The sequence below is a fragment of the Mesocryomonas lacus genome (genome assembly GCF_055730135.2).
In genome coordinates this window covers 128,306-150,519 of sequence record NZ_JBUZWE020000002.1, presented here as the reverse complement: position 1 = coordinate 150,519, position 22,214 = coordinate 128,306, and the positions used below count along the sequence as shown (strand labels likewise).

Here is a 22,214-nt window from a genome sequence, read left to right as displayed (position 1 = left end):
GCCACGCTGCCGGTGACGATCGTCGTCGATCAGGCCGGATTGGCAGCCAGGACCGGAGCCTGGCGGGTCTCCTTGTCGACAGCATGGCCGTCGAGAATATTTTCCAGCCGGCGACGCCAGGATTCGGACGCGCGGACGACGGGCTCCGGGTCGAGCTCGAAGGGCGTGGCGAAGAGGCCGTGGCGGCGCGCGAAATCGCCGAGCTGCGGATTGCCGGACAGGCTGATGAGCAGAGGAGAGAACATCAGCGGGACGGCGATCGGGCAGACCCAGAGGAAGAGGTTCGGCGAGTAGAAGAAGGTCGCGAGAAGCAGCGCGGTGCCGGCGATGACCATGTACCAGCTGGCCTTGAAGGAATCGCGCAGCGGCAAGCTGCCGTCTTCGCGCTCGGTGGCCGGCCAGCCGCTGTCGGCACCGATCAGGATCTCGCCGACGGCCTTCGACTGGAACATCATCATGATCGGCGCCAGCGTCGAGGTCATCGCGAGCTCGGCGGTGGCACCCGCCAGCACCTGCCAGGCACCGCCGAACGACTTGCGCTTGGAGCCGAAGGCGCTCGCGAAGGCGATCAGCGTCTTCGGCAAGAGCAGCAGCAGGAAGATGCCAAACAGGAGCAGCAGCGCCTTGCCGGTCTCGGGAGTCGGGAAGACGGGGAACAGCGAGTCGGCGGGGAAATAGTTCGGCTCGGCGGCGATGATCGGGTCGAGCAGCGAGACGATCAGGAACATCAGCCAGATCGGCGACGCGGCATAGGCCATGATGCCGCAGACCAGCGCAATGCGGCTCCAGAGGTTCAGCTGCGGCGCCGTGATCAGCCTGCCGTGCTGCAGGTTGCCTTGGCACCAGCGACGGTCACGCTTGGCATATTCGATGAGGTTGGACGGGGCTTCCTCGTAGGAACCCTCGAGGTCGGGATCCAGCCGGACACGGTAGCCGCCGCGGGCGAGCAGTGCGGCCTCGACGAAGTCGTGGCTGAGGATGTGGCCGCCGAAAGGCGCCTTGCCCGGCAGCGAGGGCAGGCCGCAGCAATCGGCGAAGGCCTTCACCCGGATCATCGCGTTGTGGCCCCAGAACGGCCCCTCGCGGCCCTGCAGCGCGGCGATGCCGCGCGAGAACACCGGCGAGAACAGCGCGGCAGAGAACTGCAGCGCGCGCCCGAACAGCGTGCGGCGGCCGATGATCAGCGGCTGCGTCTGCAGCAGGCCGAGCTCGGGATCGGCATCCATGCGGTTGACCATTTCGAGAATGGTCTGCGGCCGCATCAGACTGTCGGCATCGAGCACCAGCATGTAGGCGTAGGCGCCGCCCGACGTCGTGACGAAGTCGCCGACATTGCCGGCCTTGCGACCGATGTTCTTGACGCGGTTGCGGTAGTAGAGGTGCCCCGCGACTTCCAGCTCGGCGGCCAGCACGAAGGTTGCCCGGCGCTCCGCCTCGACGAACTCCGCCTTCGTGGAATCGCTGAGGACGTGGAAGTCGAAGCCGTCGAGACGCTTGATTGCCCTGAGGCCCTCCATCATCGCCGCGATCCGGCCGAAAACCGCTTTCGGGTCCTCGTTGTAGACGGGGACGAGGATGGCGGTGCGGTTGGGGCTGGAACGCGAGGGAATGGAGACCGACTTGCGCTCGCCGATGCCCGACAGGATGCCGGTGACGGCGGTATTGAAACCCCATGCCAACCAGACGCAGCAGATGGTCAGCAGCGAGACCTGCAGCACCTGCAGCCGGCTGGTGCCGCTGGCGGTGACGATCGACGCGAACAGTCCGCCGGCGATGAGCGCGAGGATCACCGCGGTGGCGGCGAAGCAGAAACGGCGAAAGGCGATCAAGGGGCGGCCTATTGTCGGACGAAGCATGACGCCAGGAACGGCGTCCTGGCCCGGAAGTGCGAAGTCTCGCGTAGCTTTATCAATTTCCCGTGCATCCCGCCACCCGGCCGCAAAACGGCTCAGACGAAGAGAAGCAACAAAGAACCAGCAGCCAGCTAGCAGAATTAGCGCTTGGCGGCCGAGATCAGCGGCCGAACGAGACGAGCTTTGACCAGGGGGAAGCCGAGCGCTCGGGCGAACGCTCCCGCAGGATCGACTGGATCGGCATGACCAGCGCCGACTGCGGCGCCGGCAGGACCAGCTTGCGCAGCATGGCCAGCGCGAGCGGCTTGCCTGCGATAGCTGCCTTCAGCACGCCAGGGGCGTGTGACGGATCACGACCCTCGAAGACCAAACGCTCGGCGATCGCCGCCAGAAGCGCTTCATCCGAGAGATCGGGACGTCCAAGGAGCGTGCCGGATGTACGAAGACTGCGAACCGGATGACGCGGCAAGGGGGCGACACGGTCGAGCGGTACGGTTTTCTCGGGGAGTGTTGCGAACACGGTCATACGGCATCCGTCCATTGATAGAGCCATGTTTCAGTGACAATGCGTTGCAGCATTGAAAGTTTCGCCCGCAGTTCCACCGGGGCGGAGTTCAGCTTCTGAATCTCGAGCGACAGGCGCCATCCGCCGTCCGGCAGGCGATCGAGCGCCGTGTGCACCAGCTTGGCATTGTCGGGCGTGTCGATGATGGCATCCAGCACGGCGTCCGCCGGCAGGTTGCCGATGGTGCCCTTGATGAAGTTGATCGCGAAGCGGCGCGTGTTCGGCGGCGTCTCGTCGGCCGCGTTGCCACCGACGCCACCATAGGTGCCGGCGACATAGGCGAGGCCCGCGGCCTCCTCCACGACATTGCCCCAGCGCATGCGGTAGCGGAATTCGTACTGGCTGCCGGCATCGGGCTTCTTCTCCGGCACCCAGAAGGCGACGATGTTGTCGTTGATCTCGGAGTTGGTTGGAATCTCGACCAGCTCGACCATGCCGCGACCCCAGTCGCCGAGCGGCTCGATCATCAGCGACGGGCGAAGCTCGTAGCGCGACTCAATGTCCTCGTAGTGCGAGAAGTCACGGTCGCGCTGCATCAGGCCGAAAGCCGCCGGCGACGTTTCCTGGAAATAGGACAGCGCCAGGGATTCGGGGTTCTTCAGCGGGCGCCATAGTCGCTCGCCATTGCGCCGGTGGATCGACAGGCCATCGCTATCGTGCACTTCCGGGCGGAAATCGTCGCGGTTGCGACGGTCGTTTTCGCCGAAGGTGAACATCGAGGTCAGCGGCGCGACGCCGAGACGGTCGACGGCGTTGCGGAAGTTCAACCGTGCGGTGACGTCGATCAGCGTCTCCGGGCCAGGCGTGATGGTGAAGGCGTAGGCGCCGGTAAGGCTCGGGCTGTCCAGCTCGGCGAAGAGCTGGATGGTATTCACGCCCGGCTCCGGCTTGACGATGTAGAAGGCGCTGAAATGCGGAAACTCTTCCGCCGTCTGTGTCGCGGTGTTGATGGCAAGGCCCCGCGCCGACAGGCCGTAGCGGTTGCCCATGCCGAGCGCCCGGAAATAACTGGCGCCAAGGAAGGTGACGAGCTCGTCGAAATAATCCGGACGCTGAAGCGGGTAGTGCAGGCGGAAGCCTGCCACACCCGGAAGCGTGATGCGCTGGAAGATCGTTGGATCGAGCGGCGCGCGGTATTCGAAATCGGCGCCGGAGAAGGCCTTCAGCTCGAAGCGCTTGCCGTCGCCGAGATAGATCCGCGTGGTGTCGCTGACCCGCGCGCCGGGATAGAAGGCCTGCAGCTGAAAGCTAAGCGGATCGCCTTGCCACAGCGCATGATCCGGCCGGAATCGGATGGCGCGATGTTCGTCATAGGTGAGATTGGTCAGCGCTTCCGGCAGCGCCGCCTCGTTCTCGACATAGGGCGTCTCCGCCCGCTTACGCATCATCGCCGAGAAGGACTCAAAGTCGAAATTGTCGATCACCGTCGTCTCGGCGCCGGGCGCCGGCGGAGCCGGGGGCGTGGGCGCCGGCGGGACGGGAGCCGGCGGAGGCGCCGATTCCTGCGCGGCACCAGGGCCGGCGGCGGCCGCCATTACGGCGGCGGCGACGCCCATCTTCAGGGCGGTGCGGCGGGAGAAATAGGGACGCTGTTTCAACTAGATCGATCTTTTTATAGTGCAGCTGCTCACTCCCTTAGCATATGCACAATTCTGCGCATTGCATAGCGAGTGGCTGGCGATTGGGACTCTTAATAACGCTCTAATGCGCCATCTGCGTGACCAAAGCGTTGACGAAGGATCGAAGCGGTTTGGGACGAGGAAAGATGCGGCAGGTTGCGGGCGTATTGAGCGAGGTGGCGGCGGTGCTCGGCGAGGGAATTGCCGTGAACCCAATGACCGGGGCACTCGCCTGGTTCGATATTCCCGGCCAGAAGAAGCTTACCCACGACTTCGTCACAAACATGACGACCGAGGAGCCGTTGCCCGAGATGGGCTCGGCCGGCGCGGCAGTCGATGCCGAGAGCGACATGGTTTTCCTCGCCAGCGGCCTCTGGCGTCGTCAGCGCTCCGACGGCGCGCTGGAGCGGCTGGCGGCAATCGAGGCGGACCGGCCGGACCTGCGCAGCAATGACGGCCGCACGCATCCTTGCGGCGCCTTCTGGTGCTCCACCATGGCGCTCGACAAGACCGAGGGCGCCGGGTCGATCTACTGGTTCTTCAAGGGGGAACTGCGCCAGCTCTACACCGGCCTCACCGTCGGCAATGCGATCTGCTTTGCCGAGGATGGCAGCTACGCGCATTTCTCCGACACCCCGCGCGGCACGATCTGGCGAGTCGCCACCGACCCCGCGACAGGCCTGCCGATGGGCGAGCCGGAAGTGTTCCACCAGGCGGTCCCCGGCGATCCCAGCGGTCCGGACGGCGCCGTCCTCGATCGCGACGGTCGCCTCTATAGCGCCCGCTGGGGCGGCGCGCGCGTCGACATCTTCGACCGCGACGCCACCCTCCTCGGCGAGATCGCCACCGGCGGCCCGAACACCACCTGCCCGGCCTTCTGCGGCCCGACCCTCTCCTGGCTCGCCATCACCACCGCGCGCGACGAGCTGAGCCCTGAGGAGCTCGCCCGCCACCCGCAGTCCGGCAAGACCTTCATCATCGACATCGGATGCCGCGGCCGGCTCGACCCTCCGGTGCGCCTCGGCTGACGGACCACGGGTCCGGCCACGGCTGGCGAGAATGAAGCGTCGCCGCCCCGGGTCAGACGCGGCGGAAGCGGTAGACGCTCTCATGGGCGTAGGCGTCGCCGGGGCCGAGCAGCGTCGGCGGAAAATCCTTCTGGTTCGGCGCGTCCGGCCACTCCTGCGGCTCGAAGGCGATGCCGCCATAGGCGGCGATCCCTTGCCCGTCGAGGCCGGTGATCGTGCCGTCGAACAGCGCCCCGTCATAGACCTGCAGGCCTCTTTCGGTGGTGGAAAGCTCGAGCTCGACGCCGCCGCCGCGCACCGTCGCCACCGGCCGCGGCCGGGCCGTGCGGCCGCCGTCGAGGCAGAAGTTATGGTCCAGCATGTCCGGCCCGTCGGAAAGACGCCGGGGCGTCCGGAAGTCGAAGCCCGTCCCCTCCACCGGCTGCACCGCGCCGGTTGGGATCAGCGCCGCATCGACCGGCAGATAGGCCTCGGCCCCGACCTGCAGCAGATGATCGCGGGTGGAAGCCTCGCCGGAGAGATTGAGATAGAGATGCGACGTCATGTTGAGGACGCTGCGCCGGTCGACCGTTCCCTCGTAGCGGATGACGAGGGTGCCGGAATCCTCGACGGCGAAGATCGCCCGGACGCTGGCGGTGCCGGGATAGCCGTCCGCGCCGTCGGGCGAGACGAGGGTCATGACCACCCGGTCCGCTCGGCTTTCCGCGATGGTCCATTCGCGCGCCCATAAGCCTGTCGTGCCGCCATGCAGCTGGTTCGGCGGCTCGTTGATCGAGAGCTGGTGCACCGTCCCGTCGACCGGCAGGCGGCCACCGCCGAGGCGGTTGGCATTGCGGCCGATGGTGGCGCCGAGAAAGGCGCGGTTGGCCGGCCCGTAGAAGGACGCGTCGGGCGTGCCGAGCACCAGCGAATGCGCGACCCCGGCGAGGTGGACAGACTGGATCGACGCCCCCGCCGTGAGGACGACGACCTCGATCGAGCCCGTCTTCAGCGTTACCGTCTCGGTCATGTCCGTCTCCTCCGCCCGCCGGCCGCCGGGAAAAAGGCGCCACGGGAACGCTGCCGCTCCAGGCGGCCGCCCGTTCCTTGAGAACGGCGCCCCCGGAAAACGCTCCGGTTTCCGGGGGATGCTGTAGGAGACCGGGCGGGAGGAAGTCAAACCGGCGCACCACGCACGTGCCTTGGCAGGAAGAGCCCAGAGAAAACCCGTAGGGCGCTAGCGAAGCCGGCGCAGCTTGGCGCTGAGGAGATCGTCGACCTGGTCCAGAACCGAGGTCACCCGGGCGACGTCGGCAAGGCTCAGCGAACTGACGAGATCGGCTTCCAGCCGGTCCCAGATCACCTTGACAGCGGCCTTGGCCGCCTCGCCCTCCTCGGTCAGCATCACCATGGTGCGCCGGGCATCGCGGTTGCTTGCGGCCCGCAGCACCAGCTTCTTCTCGATCAGCCGGTCGAGCATCTTGGAGACGGTCGACGGGCGAACGGCGAGCTGGTCGGCGAGCGCCGAAACGCTGACCGGCGCGTCCCGCTCCAGCCTGTTGAGCAGCTGGTCCTGGCCGGGATGCAGGTCGATTTCGCTGAGCACCAAGGTGAGGAAGGCGCGGGTCGACTTAGCGATGGAGAGCAGCGACGGGACGATATGGCTGGTATCGGCCCCGCTCGACACCGGCGAATTACGCCCATTGATCAAGCTGGGAGTCAAAGTCCGGGTATCTTCCATAAGAGCAAAGATCCAAATCGGCAGAAACGGTCGCTGTGGAGTGTTAATCCTTCATCAATTCAAGTCGTGCGACCGATCGTTGCAATTTGCGCGAAGTCCTTCATACCGCCGCTATGCACGACTGACAATTCAGCCTTTCGTTGCGGCAGCCCCCGTACGATTTCGTTCGGTTGTAGCGGGTTTGTGCAGGCTGGCGTGGATCGCGGCGACGTTCAACGGAGAAAGACATGGCCGATATCAGGGTGATCTGTGCCATCGGCCATAGCGGCCAGTTGGGCCTCGACGGCGTGCTGCCCTGGGAAGGCAATCCCGGCCGTCCCTTCGTCGAGGACGTCGAGCGCTTCTTCGAGGTCAGCCGCGGCCACGTGCTGATCGCCGGCCCGCGCACCGTGGCGTCCTTCCCGCCCTTCGTGAAGCTCGACCGCACCATCGTCGAAATCCGCTCGCACGAGGACCCGCAGGAAGTGCTGTCGCGCTTCCCCGACCGCGTCGTCTATGTCGGCGGCGGCCCGCGGGTCTGGGACGTCTACGCCCCCTTCGTCCGGCACTGGGACATCAACCGCGTGCCCTATGACGGCCCGGCCGATACATGGTTCGATCCAGCCTGGCTGCTCGCCGGCGGCGCCGGGCGGCGCTGACGTCCGAAGCGCCTTAGCCTGGCAGCTTCGCGCCGAGGTCGCGCGGGTCCTTGCCGCAGTCGCGGGCGATCGCCTCGCAGAGCCCGATCATCAACTGGCGGACCGCCTCCGGCACGTCGGCGCTCTCCGCCTTTCCAGACAGCGTCATCGGCGAGATCAGCCGCAGGCTGTTGGTGAGGAACAGCCCGTCGGCGGCGTCGAGGCTCTTCGGCGTGACCGAGCGCTCGATCGGGCGCAGGCCGAAATCCTCGCCCTCCTCGATCACCCAGCCACGGGTGATGCCGGGCAGGACGCCATCCTTCAGCGGCGGGGTCGCGAGGTCCATGCCCTCGGCGACGAAGAGATTGCCGAGCGAGGAACAGGCGACGACGCCCTTGGTGTTGAGGAACAGCGCCTCGCTCGCCCCTTCCCGCTCCGCCCGGCGTGAGGCGAGGATGGCGTCGAGATAGCCAAGGCTCTTGATCCGCGACAGCGGCGAGGTCTCGTTGCGGCGCACCTCGGCCATCGCGCAGCGGATCGGGGCGAACATCAGCGAGGGCGTCAGCGGTGCGCTGGAGCCCAGAATCAGCGGCGCCGGCTCGGACGGCAAGCGAAGCCCGCGCTGGCCGGGACCGCGGGTCACGGTGAGGCGGATCGAGCCGTCACCTTGGCGCTCCGCCAGCGCCGTCATCGCCGCCTCGATCTCGGCGGCCTCGACCGGAATTTCCACGAGTTCCAGCGCCGCCGCCAGCCGCGCCACGTGCTGCTTCAGCCGGAAGACGGTGCCGCCGATCGCCAGCGCCGTGTCGAACAGGCCGTCGCCGAGCAGGAAGCCACGGTCGCGCGCGTCGACCGCGGTGTCGGCGGGCACGAAGCCGCCCTTAGTCCAGACGGTCTGCATGCCAGCGCTCCGCAAGCCCGAGAAAATTCTTGAAGAGGGTGAGGCCCTCGGGCGTCAGCACCGATTCCGGGTGGAACTGGATGCCGAAGGTCGGGTGCTCGCGGTGCCGCAAGCCCATCACCTCCCCCTCCTCCGAACGGGCATCGACGACGAGTTGCCCGGCCATCGCCTCGGTTTCCTCGACGATCAGCGAGTGATAGCGCCCCGCCTGCATCGGGCTCGGCACGCCGGCGAAGAGGTCCCGGCCGTCGTGCCGGATCGCCGAGGCGCGGCCGTGCAGCGGCCGGCGCGCCCGCTCGACCTTGCCGCCGAAAACCTCGCCGATGCACTGGTGGCCGAGGCACACGCCGAGGATCGGCACCGTGCCCGACAACTTCTCGATCAGCTCCAGCGAGACCCCCGCCTCGGCCGGGCTGCAAGGGCCGGGCGAGACGACGATGGCGCGCGGCGCCCTCGCCACGATCTCGTCGACCGTGACCTTGTCGTTGCGCATCACATCGGTCCGGCCGCCCGCGCGCTCGACATAGCGGGCGACGTTGAAGACGAAGCTATCGTAATTGTCGACGACAAGGATCATGCGGCGTCCCCGGCCGGCACGGGCGCGGGCTCGCCCTTGCCTTCGGCAGGCGCAGCCTCGAAAGCGGCAAACACCCGCGCGGCCTTGGTCAGCGTTTCCTCATATTCCGCGGCCGGGTCGGAGAGGACAGTGATGCCGCCGCCGGCCTGCAGCGTGGCGCGGCCGTTCGCCAGCGTCACCGTGCGGATGGCGATGTTGAGGTCGAGCGCGCCGTCGAAGCCCAGATAGCCGATCGAGCCGCAATAGATGCCGCGCGCCGTAGCCTCGATCTCGGTGATGATGTCCATCGCCCGGATTTTCGGCGCGCCGGTGATCGATCCGCCGGGAAAGGCGGCCGCGATGAGGTCGAGCCCGTCGGCGTCGCCGCGCAGCGTCGCCGAGACCACCGAGGTCAAATGGTGCACGCCCGCATAGCTCTCGAGGCCGCAGAGCACCGGCACCTCGACCGAATCGGGCGTCGCGACGCGGGCGATGTCATTGCGCAGGAGATCGACGATCATGATGTTCTCCGCCCGGTCCTTTTCCGAGGCGACAAGGGCGGCGCCGAGCGCTGCATCCTCCTCCGGGTCGGCGGAGCGCGGCGCGGTGCCCTTGATCGGCCGCGCCTCGACGCTGCGTCCCGAGAGTTTCAGGAAGCGCTCGGGCGAGGAGGAGGCGATCGTCAGGCCGGGAAACTCGAGATAGGCGGCGAACGGCGCCGGATTGGCCGCCCGCAGGCGCTCATAGAAGGCAAAACCGTCGAACTTCGGGGGGAGCGTCGCGGTGAACTGCTGGGCGACGTTCGCCTGGTAGATGTCGCCGGCAAGGATGTACTCCCGCACGGTCTCGATCGCCGCCTCGTAGCGCACGCGGGTAAAGTTCGACGACCAGGCGAGCGTCGCACTCCCGGCGGCGGGAGCTCGCTCCGCAGGCCGTTCGAGCGCCGCAAGGAACGCGTTGATGCGGGCCTCGGCCCGGGCGGCGCGGTCGCTTTCCGCCGCCGGGAAACCTGAGGAGAGAAGGGTTGCACTTTCCGCCTCGAGGTCGAAGGCGAGAACTGTGTCGTAAAAGTGCAGGAGCAGCGACGGCGCCTCTGGATCGAGCCCCGGCGGTTGGTCGAGTTCCTCGAGATGCTGGGCGAAATCATAGCCGATGGCGCCGATCGCGCCACCCTGGAACGGCGGCAGGCCGGGCACGGCCGGCATCGCGAAGCGCTGCATCACCTCCCGCAGGCAGTCGAGCGGGCGCCCCTCCAGCCGCACGCCGTCGAACACGGCGCCCTCGGCGTCGACGGTGAAGGCGGCGAAGGGCGCGGCCGCGACATAGGCGTAGCGGCCGAGGCCCTCATGCGGCATGGCGCTGTCGAGGAAGGCGAGCCCGCCCATCCCGCGCAACCGTGCCGCGGCCTCGGCCGGGGCGATGAAATCGATGCGTCGCTGCCACATGGCCGGATGTGAAGCATGCTTCCCCGGCTCCGTCAAAGCGTCAGTCGGCGCGCCGCGGCGATCTTTTGCCGCGCCCGCCGCTGCCGGCCGTTCCACCGCAGGCGTGGCGCCGGCATGGCTCGGCCGATGAGGCACGGCCGCGGGCGCCGGGGCCCTTGATCGCGGGATGCTTTGCCCTCCTTATAGCGTCATGCTGCGGTGCGGCAGGCGACGGAATCCTGTCGGCCTCACGCAATCTTGCTGGGTTAAGCAGGCGCGACGCTGCGGCCCGCCGCAGCCCGGAAAGCTCCGAGGAGTGCCGACATGGCAGACTACGACCTCATCGTCATCGGCAGCGGCCCGTCCGGCCGGCGCGCCGCCATCCAAGCCGCCAAGCTCGGCAAGACCGTGCTGGTGGTCGACAAGCGCGCCGAGGTCGGCGGCGTCTCCGTCCACACCGGCACCATCCCCTCGAAGACCATGCGCGAGACCGTGCTGAACCTCACTGGCTGGCGCGAGCGCGGCTTCTACGGCCGCTCCTACCGCGTCAAGAAGGACATCACCGCCGCCGACCTTCTCGCCCGCACCTCCAAGACGCTGGAGCACGAGGTCGACGTGCTCGAGCACCAGTTCAGCCGCAACTACGTGCAGACGGTGCAAGGGCTGGCACGGTTCCTCGGCCCGCACGAGGTCGAGGTCCGCGAAAGCGAGACCGAGGCCGAGGTGCACACCGCCGCCTTCGTGGTCATCGCCTGCGGCACGCGGCCGTTCCGCCCGGCCTACATTCCGTTCAACGGCACAAACGTGCTCGACAGCGACGAAATCCTCACCATCGACAAGCTGCCGCGCAGCCTGACGGTGGTCGGCGCTGGCGTCATCGGCGTCGAATACGCGACCATCTTCTCCGCCCTCGATGTCGCGGTCACGCTGATCGAGCCGCGCGAGAGCTTCCTCGACTTCGTCGACAAGGAGTTGATCGAGGAATTCGTGCACGAACTGCGCGACCGCAACGTCTCGATCCGCTTGGGCTCCGAGGTGACGTCGGTCGCGCTCGACCATGCTGGCCGGCCGCATTGCGAGATCGCCAGCGGCCGCAACGTGACCAGCGACGTGCTGCTGTTCGCCGCCGGCCGCGTCGGCGAGACCGACGGGCTGAACCTCGACGCCGTCGGCATCGCCAGTGACCACCGCGGCCGGATCACGGTGGACCCGAAGACCCTGCAGACCTCGGTGCCGCACATCTACGCCGCCGGCGACGTGATCGGATTTCCGAGCCTTGCCTCGACGTCGATGGAGCAGGGCCGGCTCGCCGCCTGCCACGCCTTCGGCCTCGCCCCGCCGCCGCCGCCGGAATTCTTTCCCTATGGCATCTATTCCGTCCCGGAGATCTCGACCGTGGGCATGACCGAGGAGGAGGTCCGCAAGCGCGGGATCGCCTACGAGTGCGGCATCGCCCGCTTCCGCGAGACCTCGCGCGGCCACATCATGGGTCTTGAGACCGGCATGATGAAGATGATCTTCTCCAAGAAGACCCGGCGCCTCCTCGGCGTCCACATCATCGGCGAGGGCGCGACCGAGCTCGTCCACATCGGCCAGGCCGTGCTGAACCTCAAGGGCACCATCGACTACTTCATGGAGTCGACGTTCAACTACCCGACGCTCGCCGAAGCCTACAAGATTGCCGCCCTCGACGCCTGGAACCGCGCCTTCGCGCCGTCCGCGGCCATCCCGGAGCCGGCGGATCCGGTCGAGGCGAAGGAGCCGGTGGCCGCCGCGCAGATCGCGGCCGCCGCCGAATAGCGAAAGGCGCGGCCGGTAAGGCTGCCTTCTTCTCCCCTCCGGGGAGAAGGTCGCGGCAGCGGGATGAGGGGAAGCACCGCCGCCTCGCCCGAGAGGGACGCGCGGTGGTCTTCCGGCGTACCCCTCATCGACCTGCCGGCCACTTCTCCCCGGAGGGGCGAAGAAACAGCGTCACCGCTGGGGCCTCGCCGGCACACCATGTCATCGACCGAGGCGCCAGGTTCAAAAGATAGAGCGTCCTTTGTGCGTCCTTACGGACGCACGGCGCTCTAGCCTCAGTGCGAGATCGTCGGGATCGAGAACTCGGCGCCCGCCTTGATGCCCGATGGCCAGCGCGAGGTGACGGTCTTCGTCCGGGTCCAGAACTTGATCGAATCCGGGCCATGCTGGTTGAGGTCGCCGAAAGACGAGCGCTTCCAGCCGCCGAAGGAGTGGTAGGCCATCGGCGTCGGGATCGGCACGTTGATGCCGACCATGCCGACATTGATGCGGCTGGCGAAATCGCGCGCCGCGTCGCCGTCGCGGGTATAGAGCGCGACGCCGTTGCCGTATTCGTGCTTCATCGGCAAGGCGATCGCGTCCTCGTAGGTCTTGGCGCGGATCACCGAGAGGACGGGGCCAAAGATCTCCTGCTTGTAGATCTCCATGTCGGGGGTGACGTGGTCGAAGAGGCAGGAGCCAACGAAGAAGCCGTCCTCATAGCCTTGCATCTTGAACCCGCGCCCGTCGACCTTCAGGTCGGCGCCCTCGGCAACGCCCTGCTCGATCAGGCCGAGAATCTTCTGCTGGGCGGCCTTGGTGACCACCGGGCCGTAATCGGCGGAGGCATCGGTCGCCGGGCCGATCTTCAGCGCCTCGACCTTCGGGACCAGCTTCTCGATCAGCGCGTTCGCCGTCGCCTCGCCGACCGGCACAGCCACCGAGATCGCCATGCAGCGCTCGCCGGCCGAGCCGTAGCCGGCGCCGATCAGCGCGTCGACCGCCTGGTCGAGATCGGCGTCGGGCAGGATGATCATGTGGTTCTTGGCGCCGCCGAAGGTCTGGGCGCGCTTGCCGAATTTGGCAGCCTCGGCATAGACATAGGCGGCGATCGGCGTCGAGCCGACGAAGCTCACCGCCGAGATGTCGGGGTGCTGCAGGATGCCGTCGACGGTCTCCTTGTCGCCGTTCACGACCTGCAGGATGCCTTTGGGAAGACCGGCCTCGATCATCAGCTCGGCGAGGCGCATCGGCACCGACGGGTCGCGCTCCGACGGCTTCAGGATGAAGGCGTTGCCGCAGGCGATGGCGGGTGCGAACATCCACATCGGGATCATCGCCGGGAAGTTGAACGGCGTGATGCCGGCGCCGATGCCGACCGCCTGGCGGATCGAGTACATGTCGATGCCCGGCCCGGCGCCCTCGGTGAACTCGCTCTTCATGAGATGCGGGATGCCGATGACGAACTCGCAGACCTCGAGCCCGCGCACGATGTCGCCCTTGGAATCCTCAATCGTCTTGCCGTGCTCGGAGGACAAAAGCTCGGCGAGCTCCTGCATGTTCTCGTTGAGCAGCGCCACGAACTTCATGAAAACGCGGGCGCGCCGCTGCGGGTTGGTCGCGGCCCAGGCCGGCTGCGCGGCCTTCGCCGCGTCCACCGCAGACTGGAGGTCCGCGGCGGTCGCGAGCGACAGCTGCGCGGTCACTTGGCCGGTCGCGGGGTTGAAGATGTCGGCCGTGCGGCCGGCCGAGCCCGGCACGCGCTTGCCGTCGATGAAGTGGCCGATGCTGGTCATGTCCGTCTCCCTGATCCGATATGCCGCGCAGTGTCCGCCAAACCGGGACCGAATCAAGACATGCCAACGCGCATCCGTTGTGCGAAAACCAGCGTCCCCGCTCCGCTCGAAGGTGAATGCAAGTGAACTGGGACGATATCCGGCTCTTCCTCGCCGTCGCCCGCGCCGGCCAGATCCTCGCCGCCGCCCGCCGGCTGGGGCTGAACCACGCGACCGTCGGCCGGAGGCTCGACCAGCTTGAGAAGGCGCTTGCGGCCAAGCTGTTCGAGCGCCGGCCGAACGGCTGCACGCTGACCGCCGACGGCGCCGCCTTACTGCCGGGCGCCGAACGCATGGAGGCGGAAATGCTCTCGGCGCGCTCCCTGCTCGGCAGTGCCGAGGTCGGGCTCAGCGGCACGATCCGGATCGGCGCGCCCGACGGTTTTGGCACCGCCTTCCTCGCCGCGCGCGTCGGCGTCCTGACGGAAAGGCATCCGGGCCTCACCATCCAACTCGTGCCGGTGCCGCGGGCCTTCTCGCTGTCGCGGCGCGAGGCCGACATCGCCATCACCATGGACCGCCCGGAAGAGGGCCGGCTGGTAGCGCAGAAGCTCGTCGACTATGCGCTCGGCCTCTATGCCGCGACCGCCTATCTCGACGCCCATGGCCGGCCTGCGACGCTGGAGGACCTCGCGGGACACCGGCTGGTCGGCTATGTCGGCGATCTCCTGTCGACGCCCGCGCTCGACTACGCCGCCGAGATCGCCGGCAACGTCCGCAGCCGTTTCGAGATCTCGTCGGCGCTCGGGCAGACCGAGGCGGTGGCGTCGGGTGCGGGCATCGGCATCCTGCATGCCTTCATCGCCCGTCAGCGCCCCGGCCTCGAGCGCGTCCTGCCGGCGCGGGAACTGCGCCGCGCCTACTGGCTGGTCTATCACGAGAGCGCCCGCGGCAACGCCGCCGTCGCCGCGGTGGCAGCGGCGATCCGCGAGATGGTGGAGGCGGAGAAGGCAGGCTTCCTCTGACGCCGCCTCACCCTTATTCCTCCTCGCCATTGCGCCCGCTCGGAGAGGCCTTCGCGAAGGTTGGCCACTTGCGCTATAATCCAGCCATCGACGAAGCGAGGTGCTGAACATGGGACAGATCTCCATCTCCCTGCCCGACGACATCAACGCCTATGTCGCGCGCCGCGTCGAGGAAGGCGCCTATGCCGACGCCAGCGACTTCGTGGAAGCTCTCCTCCGCCAGGACCGGGAGAGCCGGCCCCTCGACACGGATGCGCTGTACGAACGGCTCGACGAGGCACTCGCGAGCGGCGTCGGCGACCGGCAACTGCCTGAGATCATGGCGGCCGTGAAGGCGAGGCTGAAGGCGGATGGCCGGCTATAGGCTTTCGCGCAAGGCCGAGGAGAGGCTGGCGGAGATCTATGCCTATTCACTGCTGACCTTCGGCGAGACGCAGGCCGACCTCTATTTCGACAGCCTGCACCATGCCTTCGAGCTTCTTCGGGCAAATTCGGCGCTGGGCAAGGCCTTGGAAAGACGCGCGAACATGCGTTGCTTCGTGCACCGCCGACATACGATTTATTACGTAAGCGACGAAACCTCGATACTGGTCCTCGACATTCTTGGCGCAGGCCAGGATACGTTCAAATATTTGCAGAGGTAGGCGGTCCGAAGGACCTACTTCATCGAACAATGAGGCTGTCGATCCAGAAATAAAACGGCCTTGGGAGGTCATTTCCAGGCTGGTGGCGGTTTAGAGCAATCGAGCACCGTTCGGAATGCCAACTGAGGCGATGGTTTACGCCGCGCCTCATGCCGCCTATCACGGGCCAGCGCGGCCGGGGACGCCCTCAAGTCCGTCGGCCGCAGTGCAGGAGCTTTGCGCATGGCGATGTCGAACCAGGAACACCCCTTCTTCCGCCCGCTCTGGCGCCGGATCGCCATCGTCGCGGTGACGGCGGCCTGGAGTGCGGTCGAGTGGTATCACGGCGAACAGGTCTGGGGCATGCTGACGCTGGGCATCGCCGTCTACTCCGCCTGGACCTTCCTGATCACCTATCCGAAGCAGCCCGGCGAAGTGAAGTAGCAGCGCCGACCACCGCCGCAGGATCGCACCTTTTGCGGGCGGGCGCCTTCTCCGTCCAGGGCCGCTCCAACAGAAAATGCGGCGCTCCCGGGCGGATTTTTGTGACACCTGCAAACGATTCTTCATCATTTTGATAGCAAGCTACCGTTACCCGCGACTGGGAGAATCCGCATGCGCCTCTTTCCCGACGCGGCCACCCGTGACGCCGCGATCCTCTTGGCTTTCGGTGTCGTTGCCTGGGGCCTGCTGCAGCACATCGACGCGCACGAGGTCCTGCATGGATACTTCGAGCAGAACGAGCACTGGCAGGCCGACGACCTCGTCCTCGGCCTCCTGACGACGGGGCTGCTCGGCTTTGTCTATGCCTGGCGGCGGCTCGCCGATCTGAAGCGGGAGGCCGTCCAGCGCAACAAGGCCGAGGGCTACGCCGAATGGCTTGCCTATCACGACCCGCTGACCCGGCTGCCGAACCGCCACTTCCTCGAGGCGCGCCTCGCCGACGGCGACTGGGGCCTGTCATCGGTCGGCTCCGTCATCGCCATCGACCTCGACGGCTTCAAGAAGGTCAACGATCTCGTCGGCCATCACGGCGGCGACGAGCTTCTCATCGCGATCGGCCGGCGCCTGAGCGAGAGCTTTCCGGTGGATGTCGCGATCCGTCTCGGCGGCGACGAGTTCCTTCTCGTCACGCCCCGCACGGGGAGTGCGGCCAAGGCGCTCTGCGAGGAGATCGTGCAGGTCCTCAGCAGTCCCTTGGTGATCGCCGATCTCCAGGTGGAAGTCGGCGCCTCCGTCGGCCTTGCAGCTTGCGGCGGGAGGCATGGGGTGGAGGCGGCCATGCAGCAGGCGGACCTCGCGCTTTATGCCGCCAAGCGCCAGGGCCGGAACTCGGTCTGCACCTACGATCCGAGCCTCCAGAACGCTCTGGCGGAGCGGATCGACCTCGAGCGGGCGCTGCGCAAGGCGATCACCAGCGGTAGCATCCGCCCGCACTACCAGCCACTGGTCGACATGCAGACGGGAGCGGTCCGTGGCTTCGAGGCGCTCGCCCGGTGGACGCTCGATGATGGCACCGCGGTGCCGCCCTCGACCTTCATCGAGCTCGCCGAGGAGGCCGGCCTCATCACCGAACTGTCGGGCCAGCTGCTGCGGCAGGCCTGCCTCGACGCCAGAACCTGGCCGGCCGAGACCTATCTCGCCTTCAACCTGTCGCCGACCCAGCTGACCGACCGCCTTCTCGGCCTTCGCATTATACGTATTCTCATGGACACCGGCCTGCCGGCCAAGCGCCTCGAACTCGAGGTCACCGAGAGCGCCGTGGTCCGGGATCTCGACGCGGCCATGGCGATCATCGGGGAGCTGCGGGCGGCCGGCATCCGTATCGCCATCGACGATTTCGGCACCGGCTTCTCCAGCCTGTCGCAGCTGGCCAACATCCCGTTCGACCGGATCAAGATCGACCGCAGCTTCGTCAATTCGTTCGAAGCCAACGAGAAGCAGGCGAAGATCGTGAAGTCGATCGTCGGGCTCGGTCAGGGGCTCGGCGTCGAAACCACGGCCGAGGGGATCGAACTCGCCAGCCAGTACGAGCACCTCAAGCTGCTCGGCTGCAGCAATGGCCAGGGCTATCTGTTCGGCAAGGCCATGCAGGCGTCGGACGTGGCGACCTTCATCGAGAACGCGCCGACCCACCGCGACTGCGCCTGAGGCACCGTGCGGCCCAGCGGCGCCCGCCGGTGGTGCGGCGCATCAGCGATCATGCCTTGCCGGTGACGCCCGCCATCTCGAAGGTCGCCATGCCGGAATGACAAGCGGCGGCCGCCTTGACGATGCCGGCCGCGATCGCCGCGCCCGTACCCTCGCCGAGACGCATGCCGAGCGCCAGCAGCGGCACCTTGTCCATCGCCTCCAGCGCGTCGATATGGCCAGGTTCGGCCGAGACATGGCCGAACAGGCAGTGGTCGAGCGCCGACTTGTCGATCGACCAGAGGATCGCTGCCGCCGCGGTCGCGACATAGCCGTCGATGATCACCGGCACGCGCTGCAGGCGCGCGGCGACGATCGCCCCGGCCATCGCCGCGAGCTCGCGGCCGCCGAGCCGGCGCAGCACTTCCAGCGGGTCGCCGAGATGATCGGCATGCAGCGCCAGCGCCTGCTCGACCACGGCCGCCTTGCGCGCCATGCCCTCGGTGCCCTGGCCGGTGCCGGGGCCGACCCAGTCGCTCGCCGGCCCGCCGAACAGCGCGGCGAAGACGGCGGCGGCGATCGTGGTGTTGCCGATGCCCATCTCGCCGATGCACAGGAGATCCGGCTCGCCCATCAGGCACTCCATGCCGAAGGCCATGGTCGCCGCGCAGGTGCGCTCGTCCATCGCCGCCTCTTCGGAAATGTCGGCGGTCGGCACTTCGAGGGCAAGGTCGAAGATCTTCAGGCCGAGGTCGTAGGCCGCGCAGATCTGGTTGATCGCCGCACCCCCGGCGGCGAAGTTCGAAACCATCTGCACCGTCACCTCCGGCGGATAGGCCGAGACGCCCTTGGCCGCGACGCCGTGATTGCCGGCGAAGATCGCCACCAGCGGCCGCGTCACCGCCGGGGCGCGGCCTTGCCAGGCGGCGAGCCATTCCGAGATCTCCTCCAGCCGGCCGAGCGAGCCCGCGGGTTTCGTCAGCTGCCCCTCGCGCGCCCGCTTGGCGTTGACGGCGGCAACGTCCGGGCCCGGCATCTGCCGGACGAGGGCGCGGATGTCGTCGAAGGGAAGGCCGGTGGCGGACATGGAGAACCTCGTGGCGAGCCGGAAACAGGCAGGGATCAGGCGCCTGACTTAAAGCCGCGCTGCCGCGCTGTACATGGCCCTCACGCTTTCGCTCCCTCGCCGGGGGCAGCACCGTCCTGCCAGGGAGTGTCCTGCCGGGCAGCGGTCGGCCGGACCACCGGGGATCACACCGCCGGATCCACCGGGCATATCGGCAGGCCGTTCGGCGCGCTATGAAGGCGCATGCCGCCACTCCTCGCCAGCACCCTCCGCACCCTCGCCTTCCTCACCCGCCTGCCCGCCGCGTCGCGCGCCTTCACCGGCGCGCATCCCCTGGGGCTCGACGCGCACGCCTTTCCGCTGGCCGGCCTCGTCGCCGCCTTACCGGCAGCGCTGCTGATCCTCCTCGGCAGCGCGCTCGGCCTGTCCGCCACGAGCATTGCCGTGATCGCGGTGACGGCGATGGTGCTCGTCACCGGCGGCCTGCACGAGGACGGCCTCGGCGACGTCGCCGATGGGCTCGGCGGCCACAAGCCAAAGGCCCGGGCGCTGGCGATCATGAAGGACAGCCGCATCGGCGCCTATGGCGCGCTGGCGCTGATCCTGTCGCTGGCGCTCCGCATCTCGCTGTTGGCGGAACTCGTCGCGGCACGGCCCGGCCTTGCGGCCTTGGCCGTGCTGGCGGTCGCGGCGGCGAGCCGCGGCGCCATGGCTTGGCTCTGGTCGAGCCTGCCGAGCGCCGACCCGCGGGGCCTTGCCGCCCGGATCGGCCAGCCCCCGGCGCGCGCAGGCAGGATCGCCGGGCTCATCGGCGGCGGCTTGCTGGTCCTCAGTGGGATCGCCGCCGGGCCGCTCGGCGCCGTCCTGCCGCTGCTTCTCTGCCTCCTGATCCTCGGCCAGTTCCGCAAGTTTATCACTCACCGGCTCGGCGGCCAGACCGGCGACTGCCTCGGCGCCGCCCAGCAGCTCACCGAGATCGCAGCGCTGCTGGGCTTTGCGATCGCCGTCAGCGCCGGCTGAAAATCACCCGAGACCCGCGACGAGGAACAGCCCGAGCGCCAGCGCGATCAGAAGGTTCGACAGGCGCCGCAGCAGCACCAGAGCGCGGTCGATGTCTTCCCCTGTAGCGGCAAGGCGCCCCTCGGGATGCAGCAGCGGCGCATCGACCACCAGCGCGCCGTAGCGCCGCGGACCGCCGAAGGCGAGGCCGAGTGCAGCGGCGGCCGCAGCCTCCGGCCAGCCGGCATTCGGCGAGCGGTGCAGGCCGGCATCGCGCCGGGCGATGCGCCACACAGTGCGAGAACCCCGCGCGCCCGGCAGCGTCGGGGCGATAACCGCGAACATCAGCGCGTTGACCCGCGCCGGCACGAGGTTGGCGAGATCGTCGAGCCGCGCGGCCGCCCAGCCGAAAGCACGGTGACGCTCGCTCATGTGGCCGATCATCGAATCGGCAGTGTTCACCACCTTGTAGGCGAGAAGGCCGGGTAGGCCGAAGACGAGGTAGAACAGCCACGGCGCGACAATGCCGTCCGAGGCGTTCTCGGCAAGGCTCTCGATCGCCGCGCGGCAGACACCGGCCTCGTCCAGCTGGTCGGGATCGCGCCCGACAATCATCGACACCGCCCGCCGCCCCTCGGCGAGCCCGCCGGTCTCCAGCGCTTCGGCGACGCGGCGGACATGCTCGGCCATGCTCTTTTGGGCGAGGAAGATGCCAACGATGCCGGCTTCGAGGACGAGGCCGATGGACCCAAGCCGGGCGAGCAGCGCGTGCAGCGCCAGGCCCGAGAGGATGGCCACCGCCATCAGCCCGAGGATGGCGACAACGCCGTTGCGGCAGCGCGCGGCGAAGGAGAGGTCTTCGCGGTTGAAGCGACGGTCGAGCCCGCCGATCGCCCTTCCGATCCACACCACCGGATGCGGCCAGCGCCGCCACAGCCAGTCGGGATCGCCGATCAGGCGGTCGAGGAGCGTGCCGAGGAGAAGGATGAGGAAATGCGCCGTCACGTCGGTGTTTCTCCAGGGCCTGTCCCGCGGCGGCAGCGCGCCCCCCTCTGGCCTGCCGGCCATCTCCCCCTCGGGTGGGGAGATCGGCGCGTCGGGGGCGGCACGCGGCGCTCCGCCGGCTGCGATACGGTGGTGCGACCCGGGACGCGCCGATCTCCCCCCTTGAGGGGGAGATGCCCGGCAGGGCAGAGGGGGGTCGTGGCCCGGCAACCCCGCGCGATCATGCCCGGTCGATCACGTGCAGAAACGACCCGCCGACCGTGCCGACCCGGCGCCCCATGGCCCCGAGATCCGCGCCAATAGCATCGCTCGCCCTGAGCAGCGCCGCGGCCCCGTCTTCCGACAGGATGCTCGCATAATGAAACTCGTGCGCCGCCATCGCGCCCGTCCACGGAAAATCCATCACCGCCCGGCGATAGCCGAGATGCCGGCGTCGCTCGGCGAAACTCGTGGCGACCGGCAGCAGGCCGAGCATCGCATGCGCTTCGCCACCCGCATCCACCAGCGCCTCGCCCAGCACCATGTAGCCGCCGCACTCGCCATAGACCACGGCGCCGCGATCCGCCACCGCCCGCATGCCGGACTTGAACCGCAAGGCCGCCGCGAGCCGTCCGGCATGCAGCTCGGGATAGCCGCCGGGCAGATAGACCGCATCGGCCGCCGCCTCCGGCGCTTCATCCGCCAGCGGCGAGAAGAAGCTGATCGACGCCCCCTGCTGCCGCCAGCCCGACAGGAGATGCGGGTAGCCAAAGGCGAAGGCGGTGTCGCGGGCGACTGCGATGTGCTGTCCGAGCGGCGGCAGGCGGGGCACGGCCAGCCCCTCCCCGGGCGCCGGCGTCGCTCCCAGTCGCCGGAGCGCCGAGAGGTCGAGCCCGGCCTCGACCCATTCAGCGGCGCGGTCGAGGAAGGCATCGAGATCGCCATGCTCGCCGGCCTGCACCAGGCCGAGATGGCGCTCCGGCAGAGCCAGCCCCGGATCCGACGGCAGCACGCCCAGCACGGGCACGCCGAGCGGCACGAGCGCCGCCTGCAGCATGCCGGCATGCCTAGCGCTGCCGACGCGGTTGAGGATAAGGCCCGCGAGCCTCACCTCGGGCCGGTGGTCGCGAAACCCGCGCACCAGCGCTGCGACCGACTGCGACTGTTTGGCGCAATCGACCACCAGGACGACGTTCAGCCCGAGCAAAGCGGCGAGATCGGCCGAGGCCCCGGTCCCGTCGGCAGCGCCATCGAACAGCCCCATCATCGCCTCGACGACGAGACCCTCGGCCGCCCCACCGGAGCCCGCTCCCGCGACTGCCTCCTCGGCCAGCGCAGCAAGAAGCGCCGGCCGCATGGCCCAAGGATCGAGATTGACGCAAGGACGCCCGCTTGCCGCGGCATGAAACGCGGGGTCGATATAGTCCGGTCCGGCCTTGGCCGAGGCGATGCGCGCGCCGGCCCGGCGGAGCGCGCGCAACAGGCCAAGCGTCACCGTGGTCTTGCCCGAGCCGGAAGCCGGCGCGGCAATCAGCAGGCCGGGCATCGCG

Annotated in this window: 21 protein-coding genes; 9 read left to right on the top strand and 12 right to left on the bottom strand. The window is 68.2% G+C overall.

Annotation, left to right across the window (positions count from 1 at the left end):
• Positions 1-29: 29 nt before the first annotated feature.
• The 3 genes from mdoH to ACZLZY_RS03625 all read right to left on the bottom strand — a co-directional run bounded on the left by mdoH (position 30) and on the right by ACZLZY_RS03625 (position 4,016).
• A complete protein-coding gene (gene mdoH, locus ACZLZY_RS03635; RefSeq protein WP_472932387.1) occupies positions 30-1,913 on the bottom strand; it encodes a glucans biosynthesis glucosyltransferase MdoH in 1,884 nt (627 codons plus the stop codon).
• A 100-nt stretch (positions 1,914-2,013) separates the two neighbouring features.
• Entirely contained in the window at positions 2,014-2,379 is a 366-nt protein-coding gene (locus tag ACZLZY_RS03630) for a hypothetical protein (protein ID WP_472932082.1), read from the bottom strand.
• On the bottom strand, positions 2,376-4,016 hold the full coding sequence (locus ACZLZY_RS03625) for an OpgD/OpgG family glucan biosynthesis protein (RefSeq protein ID WP_472932081.1): 1,641 nt from the start codon (positions 4,014-4,016) through the stop codon (positions 2,376-2,378). Before ACZLZY_RS03625 ends, ACZLZY_RS03630 begins: the two co-directional genes overlap by 4 nt.
• 167 nt (positions 4,017-4,183) lie before the next feature.
• Between ACZLZY_RS03625 and ACZLZY_RS03620 the strand changes: the two genes are divergently transcribed.
• A complete protein-coding gene (locus ACZLZY_RS03620) occupies positions 4,184-5,065 on the top strand; it encodes an SMP-30/gluconolactonase/LRE family protein (RefSeq protein ID WP_472932080.1) in 882 nt (293 codons plus the stop codon).
• Positions 5,066-5,117: 52 nt separating this feature from the next.
• Here the strand turns inward: ACZLZY_RS03620 and ACZLZY_RS03615 are convergent, their stop codons facing one another.
• Entirely contained in the window at positions 5,118-6,074 is a 957-nt protein-coding gene (locus tag ACZLZY_RS03615; RefSeq protein ID WP_472932079.1) for an aldose epimerase family protein, read from the bottom strand.
• 207 nt (positions 6,075-6,281) lie between these two features.
• Entirely contained in the window at positions 6,282-6,767 is a 486-nt protein-coding gene (locus tag ACZLZY_RS03610) for a MarR family winged helix-turn-helix transcriptional regulator (RefSeq protein WP_472932078.1), read from the bottom strand.
• Between the two features lie 245 nt (positions 6,768-7,012).
• Here ACZLZY_RS03610 and ACZLZY_RS03605 point away from each other — a divergent pair, with 245 nt between their 5' ends.
• On the top strand, positions 7,013-7,423 hold the full coding sequence (locus ACZLZY_RS03605; protein ID WP_472932077.1) for a diacylglycerol kinase: 411 nt from the start codon (positions 7,013-7,015) through the stop codon (positions 7,421-7,423).
• A 13-nt stretch (positions 7,424-7,436) separates the two neighbouring features.
• Here ACZLZY_RS03605 and ACZLZY_RS03600 read toward each other — a convergent pair whose 3' ends face one another.
• From ACZLZY_RS03600 to pabB, 3 genes are read right to left on the bottom strand one after another with little or no spacing between them, the layout of a single operon-like run.
• Entirely contained in the window at positions 7,437-8,303 is an 867-nt protein-coding gene (locus ACZLZY_RS03600) for an aminotransferase class IV (protein WP_472932076.1), read from the bottom strand.
• Positions 8,284-8,880: an anthranilate synthase component II gene (locus ACZLZY_RS03595; protein WP_472932075.1), complete on the bottom strand. Its 597-nt coding sequence runs from the start codon at positions 8,878-8,880 to the stop codon at positions 8,284-8,286. Before ACZLZY_RS03595 ends, ACZLZY_RS03600 begins: the two co-directional genes overlap by 20 nt.
• Positions 8,877-10,304 carry an aminodeoxychorismate synthase component I gene (gene pabB / locus ACZLZY_RS03590; protein ID WP_472932074.1) on the bottom strand — a complete coding sequence of 476 codons (1,428 nt, stop codon included), beginning with the start codon at positions 10,302-10,304 and terminating at the stop codon, positions 8,877-8,879. Before pabB ends, ACZLZY_RS03595 begins: the two co-directional genes overlap by 4 nt.
• 303 nt (positions 10,305-10,607) lie before the next feature.
• Between pabB and sthA the strand changes: the two genes are divergently transcribed.
• Positions 10,608-12,083 (top strand): Si-specific NAD(P)(+) transhydrogenase, encoded by a 1,476-nt coding sequence (gene sthA, locus ACZLZY_RS03585; RefSeq protein WP_472932073.1) that lies wholly within the window; start codon positions 10,608-10,610, stop codon positions 12,081-12,083.
• Positions 12,084-12,358: 275 nt separating this feature from the next.
• On the opposite strand, the gene ACZLZY_RS03580 is transcribed toward sthA, so the two are convergent.
• Positions 12,359-13,858, bottom strand: coding sequence for a CoA-acylating methylmalonate-semialdehyde dehydrogenase (locus tag ACZLZY_RS03580; protein ID WP_472932072.1), 1,500 nt, complete (start codon positions 13,856-13,858; stop codon positions 12,359-12,361).
• 122 nt (positions 13,859-13,980) lie between these two features.
• Between ACZLZY_RS03580 and ACZLZY_RS03575 the strand changes: the two genes are divergently transcribed.
• From ACZLZY_RS03575 to ACZLZY_RS03555, 5 genes are all read left to right on the top strand, one after another.
• Entirely contained in the window at positions 13,981-14,862 is an 882-nt protein-coding gene (locus tag ACZLZY_RS03575; protein WP_472932071.1) for a LysR family transcriptional regulator, read from the top strand.
• A gap of 109 nt (positions 14,863-14,971) precedes the next feature.
• On the top strand, positions 14,972-15,226 hold the full coding sequence (locus tag ACZLZY_RS03570; protein ID WP_472932070.1) for a ribbon-helix-helix domain-containing protein: 255 nt from the start codon (positions 14,972-14,974) through the stop codon (positions 15,224-15,226).
• Positions 15,213-15,506 carry a type II toxin-antitoxin system RelE/ParE family toxin gene (locus tag ACZLZY_RS03565; RefSeq protein WP_472932069.1) on the top strand — a complete coding sequence of 98 codons (294 nt, stop codon included), beginning with the start codon at positions 15,213-15,215 and terminating at the stop codon, positions 15,504-15,506. The genes ACZLZY_RS03570 and ACZLZY_RS03565 overlap by 14 nt, the downstream gene beginning before the upstream one ends.
• 222 nt (positions 15,507-15,728) lie before the next feature.
• Positions 15,729-15,929: a DUF3329 domain-containing protein gene (locus ACZLZY_RS03560; protein ID WP_472932068.1), complete on the top strand. Its 201-nt coding sequence runs from the start codon at positions 15,729-15,731 to the stop codon at positions 15,927-15,929.
• Positions 15,930-16,100: 171 nt separating this feature from the next.
• Positions 16,101-17,636 (top strand): putative bifunctional diguanylate cyclase/phosphodiesterase, encoded by a 1,536-nt coding sequence (locus ACZLZY_RS03555; RefSeq protein WP_472932067.1) that lies wholly within the window; start codon positions 16,101-16,103, stop codon positions 17,634-17,636.
• A gap of 49 nt (positions 17,637-17,685) precedes the next feature.
• On the opposite strand, the gene cobT is transcribed toward ACZLZY_RS03555, so the two are convergent.
• Complete coding sequence (gene cobT / locus ACZLZY_RS03550; RefSeq protein WP_472932066.1) at positions 17,686-18,702, bottom strand: nicotinate-nucleotide--dimethylbenzimidazole phosphoribosyltransferase; 1,017 nt, start codon at positions 18,700-18,702, stop codon at positions 17,686-17,688.
• A gap of 222 nt (positions 18,703-18,924) precedes the next feature.
• Between cobT and ACZLZY_RS03545 the strand changes: the two genes are divergently transcribed.
• Positions 18,925-19,701: an adenosylcobinamide-GDP ribazoletransferase gene (locus ACZLZY_RS03545; RefSeq protein WP_472932065.1), complete on the top strand. Its 777-nt coding sequence runs from the start codon at positions 18,925-18,927 to the stop codon at positions 19,699-19,701.
• Between the two features lie 3 nt (positions 19,702-19,704).
• On the opposite strand, the gene cbiB is transcribed toward ACZLZY_RS03545, so the two are convergent.
• Both cbiB and ACZLZY_RS03535 read right to left on the bottom strand, forming a co-directional pair.
• Positions 19,705-20,748 carry an adenosylcobinamide-phosphate synthase CbiB gene (gene cbiB / locus ACZLZY_RS03540; RefSeq protein WP_472932064.1) on the bottom strand — a complete coding sequence of 348 codons (1,044 nt, stop codon included), beginning with the start codon at positions 20,746-20,748 and terminating at the stop codon, positions 19,705-19,707.
• A gap of 157 nt (positions 20,749-20,905) precedes the next feature.
• A complete protein-coding gene (locus ACZLZY_RS03535) occupies positions 20,906-22,210 on the bottom strand; it encodes a cobyrinic acid a,c-diamide synthase CobB (protein ID WP_472932063.1) in 1,305 nt (434 codons plus the stop codon).
• Positions 22,211-22,214 lie beyond the last annotated feature (4 nt).

Excerpts from the sequence above, each read along its gene's own strand:
- ACZLZY_RS03630 (WP_472932082.1), bottom strand. The coding sequence starts at position 2,379 with ATGACCGTGTTCGCAACACTCCCCGAGAAAACCGTACCGCTCGACCGT.
- ACZLZY_RS03620 (WP_472932080.1), top strand. The coding sequence starts at position 4,184 with ATGCGGCAGGTTGCGGGCGTATTGAGCGAGGTGGCGGCGGTGCTCGGC.
- ACZLZY_RS03615 (WP_472932079.1), bottom strand. The coding sequence starts at position 6,074 with ATGACCGAGACGGTAACGCTGAAGACGGGCTCGATCGAGGTCGTCGTC.
- ACZLZY_RS03605 (WP_472932077.1), top strand. The coding sequence starts at position 7,013 with ATGGCCGATATCAGGGTGATCTGTGCCATCGGCCATAGCGGCCAGTTG.
- ACZLZY_RS03600 (WP_472932076.1), bottom strand. The coding sequence starts at position 8,303 with ATGCAGACCGTCTGGACTAAGGGCGGCTTCGTGCCCGCCGACACCGCG.
- ACZLZY_RS03595 (WP_472932075.1), bottom strand. The coding sequence starts at position 8,880 with ATGATCCTTGTCGTCGACAATTACGATAGCTTCGTCTTCAACGTCGCC.
- pabB (WP_472932074.1), bottom strand. The coding sequence starts at position 10,304 with ATGTGGCAGCGACGCATCGATTTCATCGCCCCGGCCGAGGCCGCGGCA.
- sthA (WP_472932073.1), top strand. The coding sequence starts at position 10,608 with ATGGCAGACTACGACCTCATCGTCATCGGCAGCGGCCCGTCCGGCCGG.
- ACZLZY_RS03580 (WP_472932072.1), bottom strand. The coding sequence starts at position 13,858 with ATGACCAGCATCGGCCACTTCATCGACGGCAAGCGCGTGCCGGGCTCG.
- ACZLZY_RS03570 (WP_472932070.1), top strand. The coding sequence starts at position 14,972 with ATGGGACAGATCTCCATCTCCCTGCCCGACGACATCAACGCCTATGTC.
- ACZLZY_RS03565 (WP_472932069.1), top strand. The coding sequence starts at position 15,213 with ATGGCCGGCTATAGGCTTTCGCGCAAGGCCGAGGAGAGGCTGGCGGAG.
- ACZLZY_RS03560 (WP_472932068.1), top strand. The coding sequence starts at position 15,729 with ATGGCGATGTCGAACCAGGAACACCCCTTCTTCCGCCCGCTCTGGCGC.
- ACZLZY_RS03555 (WP_472932067.1), top strand. The coding sequence starts at position 16,101 with ATGCGCCTCTTTCCCGACGCGGCCACCCGTGACGCCGCGATCCTCTTG.
- cobT (WP_472932066.1), bottom strand. The coding sequence starts at position 18,702 with ATGTCCGCCACCGGCCTTCCCTTCGACGACATCCGCGCCCTCGTCCGG.
- ACZLZY_RS03545 (WP_472932065.1), top strand. The coding sequence starts at position 18,925 with ATGCCGCCACTCCTCGCCAGCACCCTCCGCACCCTCGCCTTCCTCACC.
- cbiB (WP_472932064.1), bottom strand. The coding sequence starts at position 20,748 with ATGGCCGGCAGGCCAGAGGGGGGCGCGCTGCCGCCGCGGGACAGGCCC.
- ACZLZY_RS03535 (WP_472932063.1), bottom strand. The coding sequence starts at position 22,210 with ATGCCCGGCCTGCTGATTGCCGCGCCGGCTTCCGGCTCGGGCAAGACC.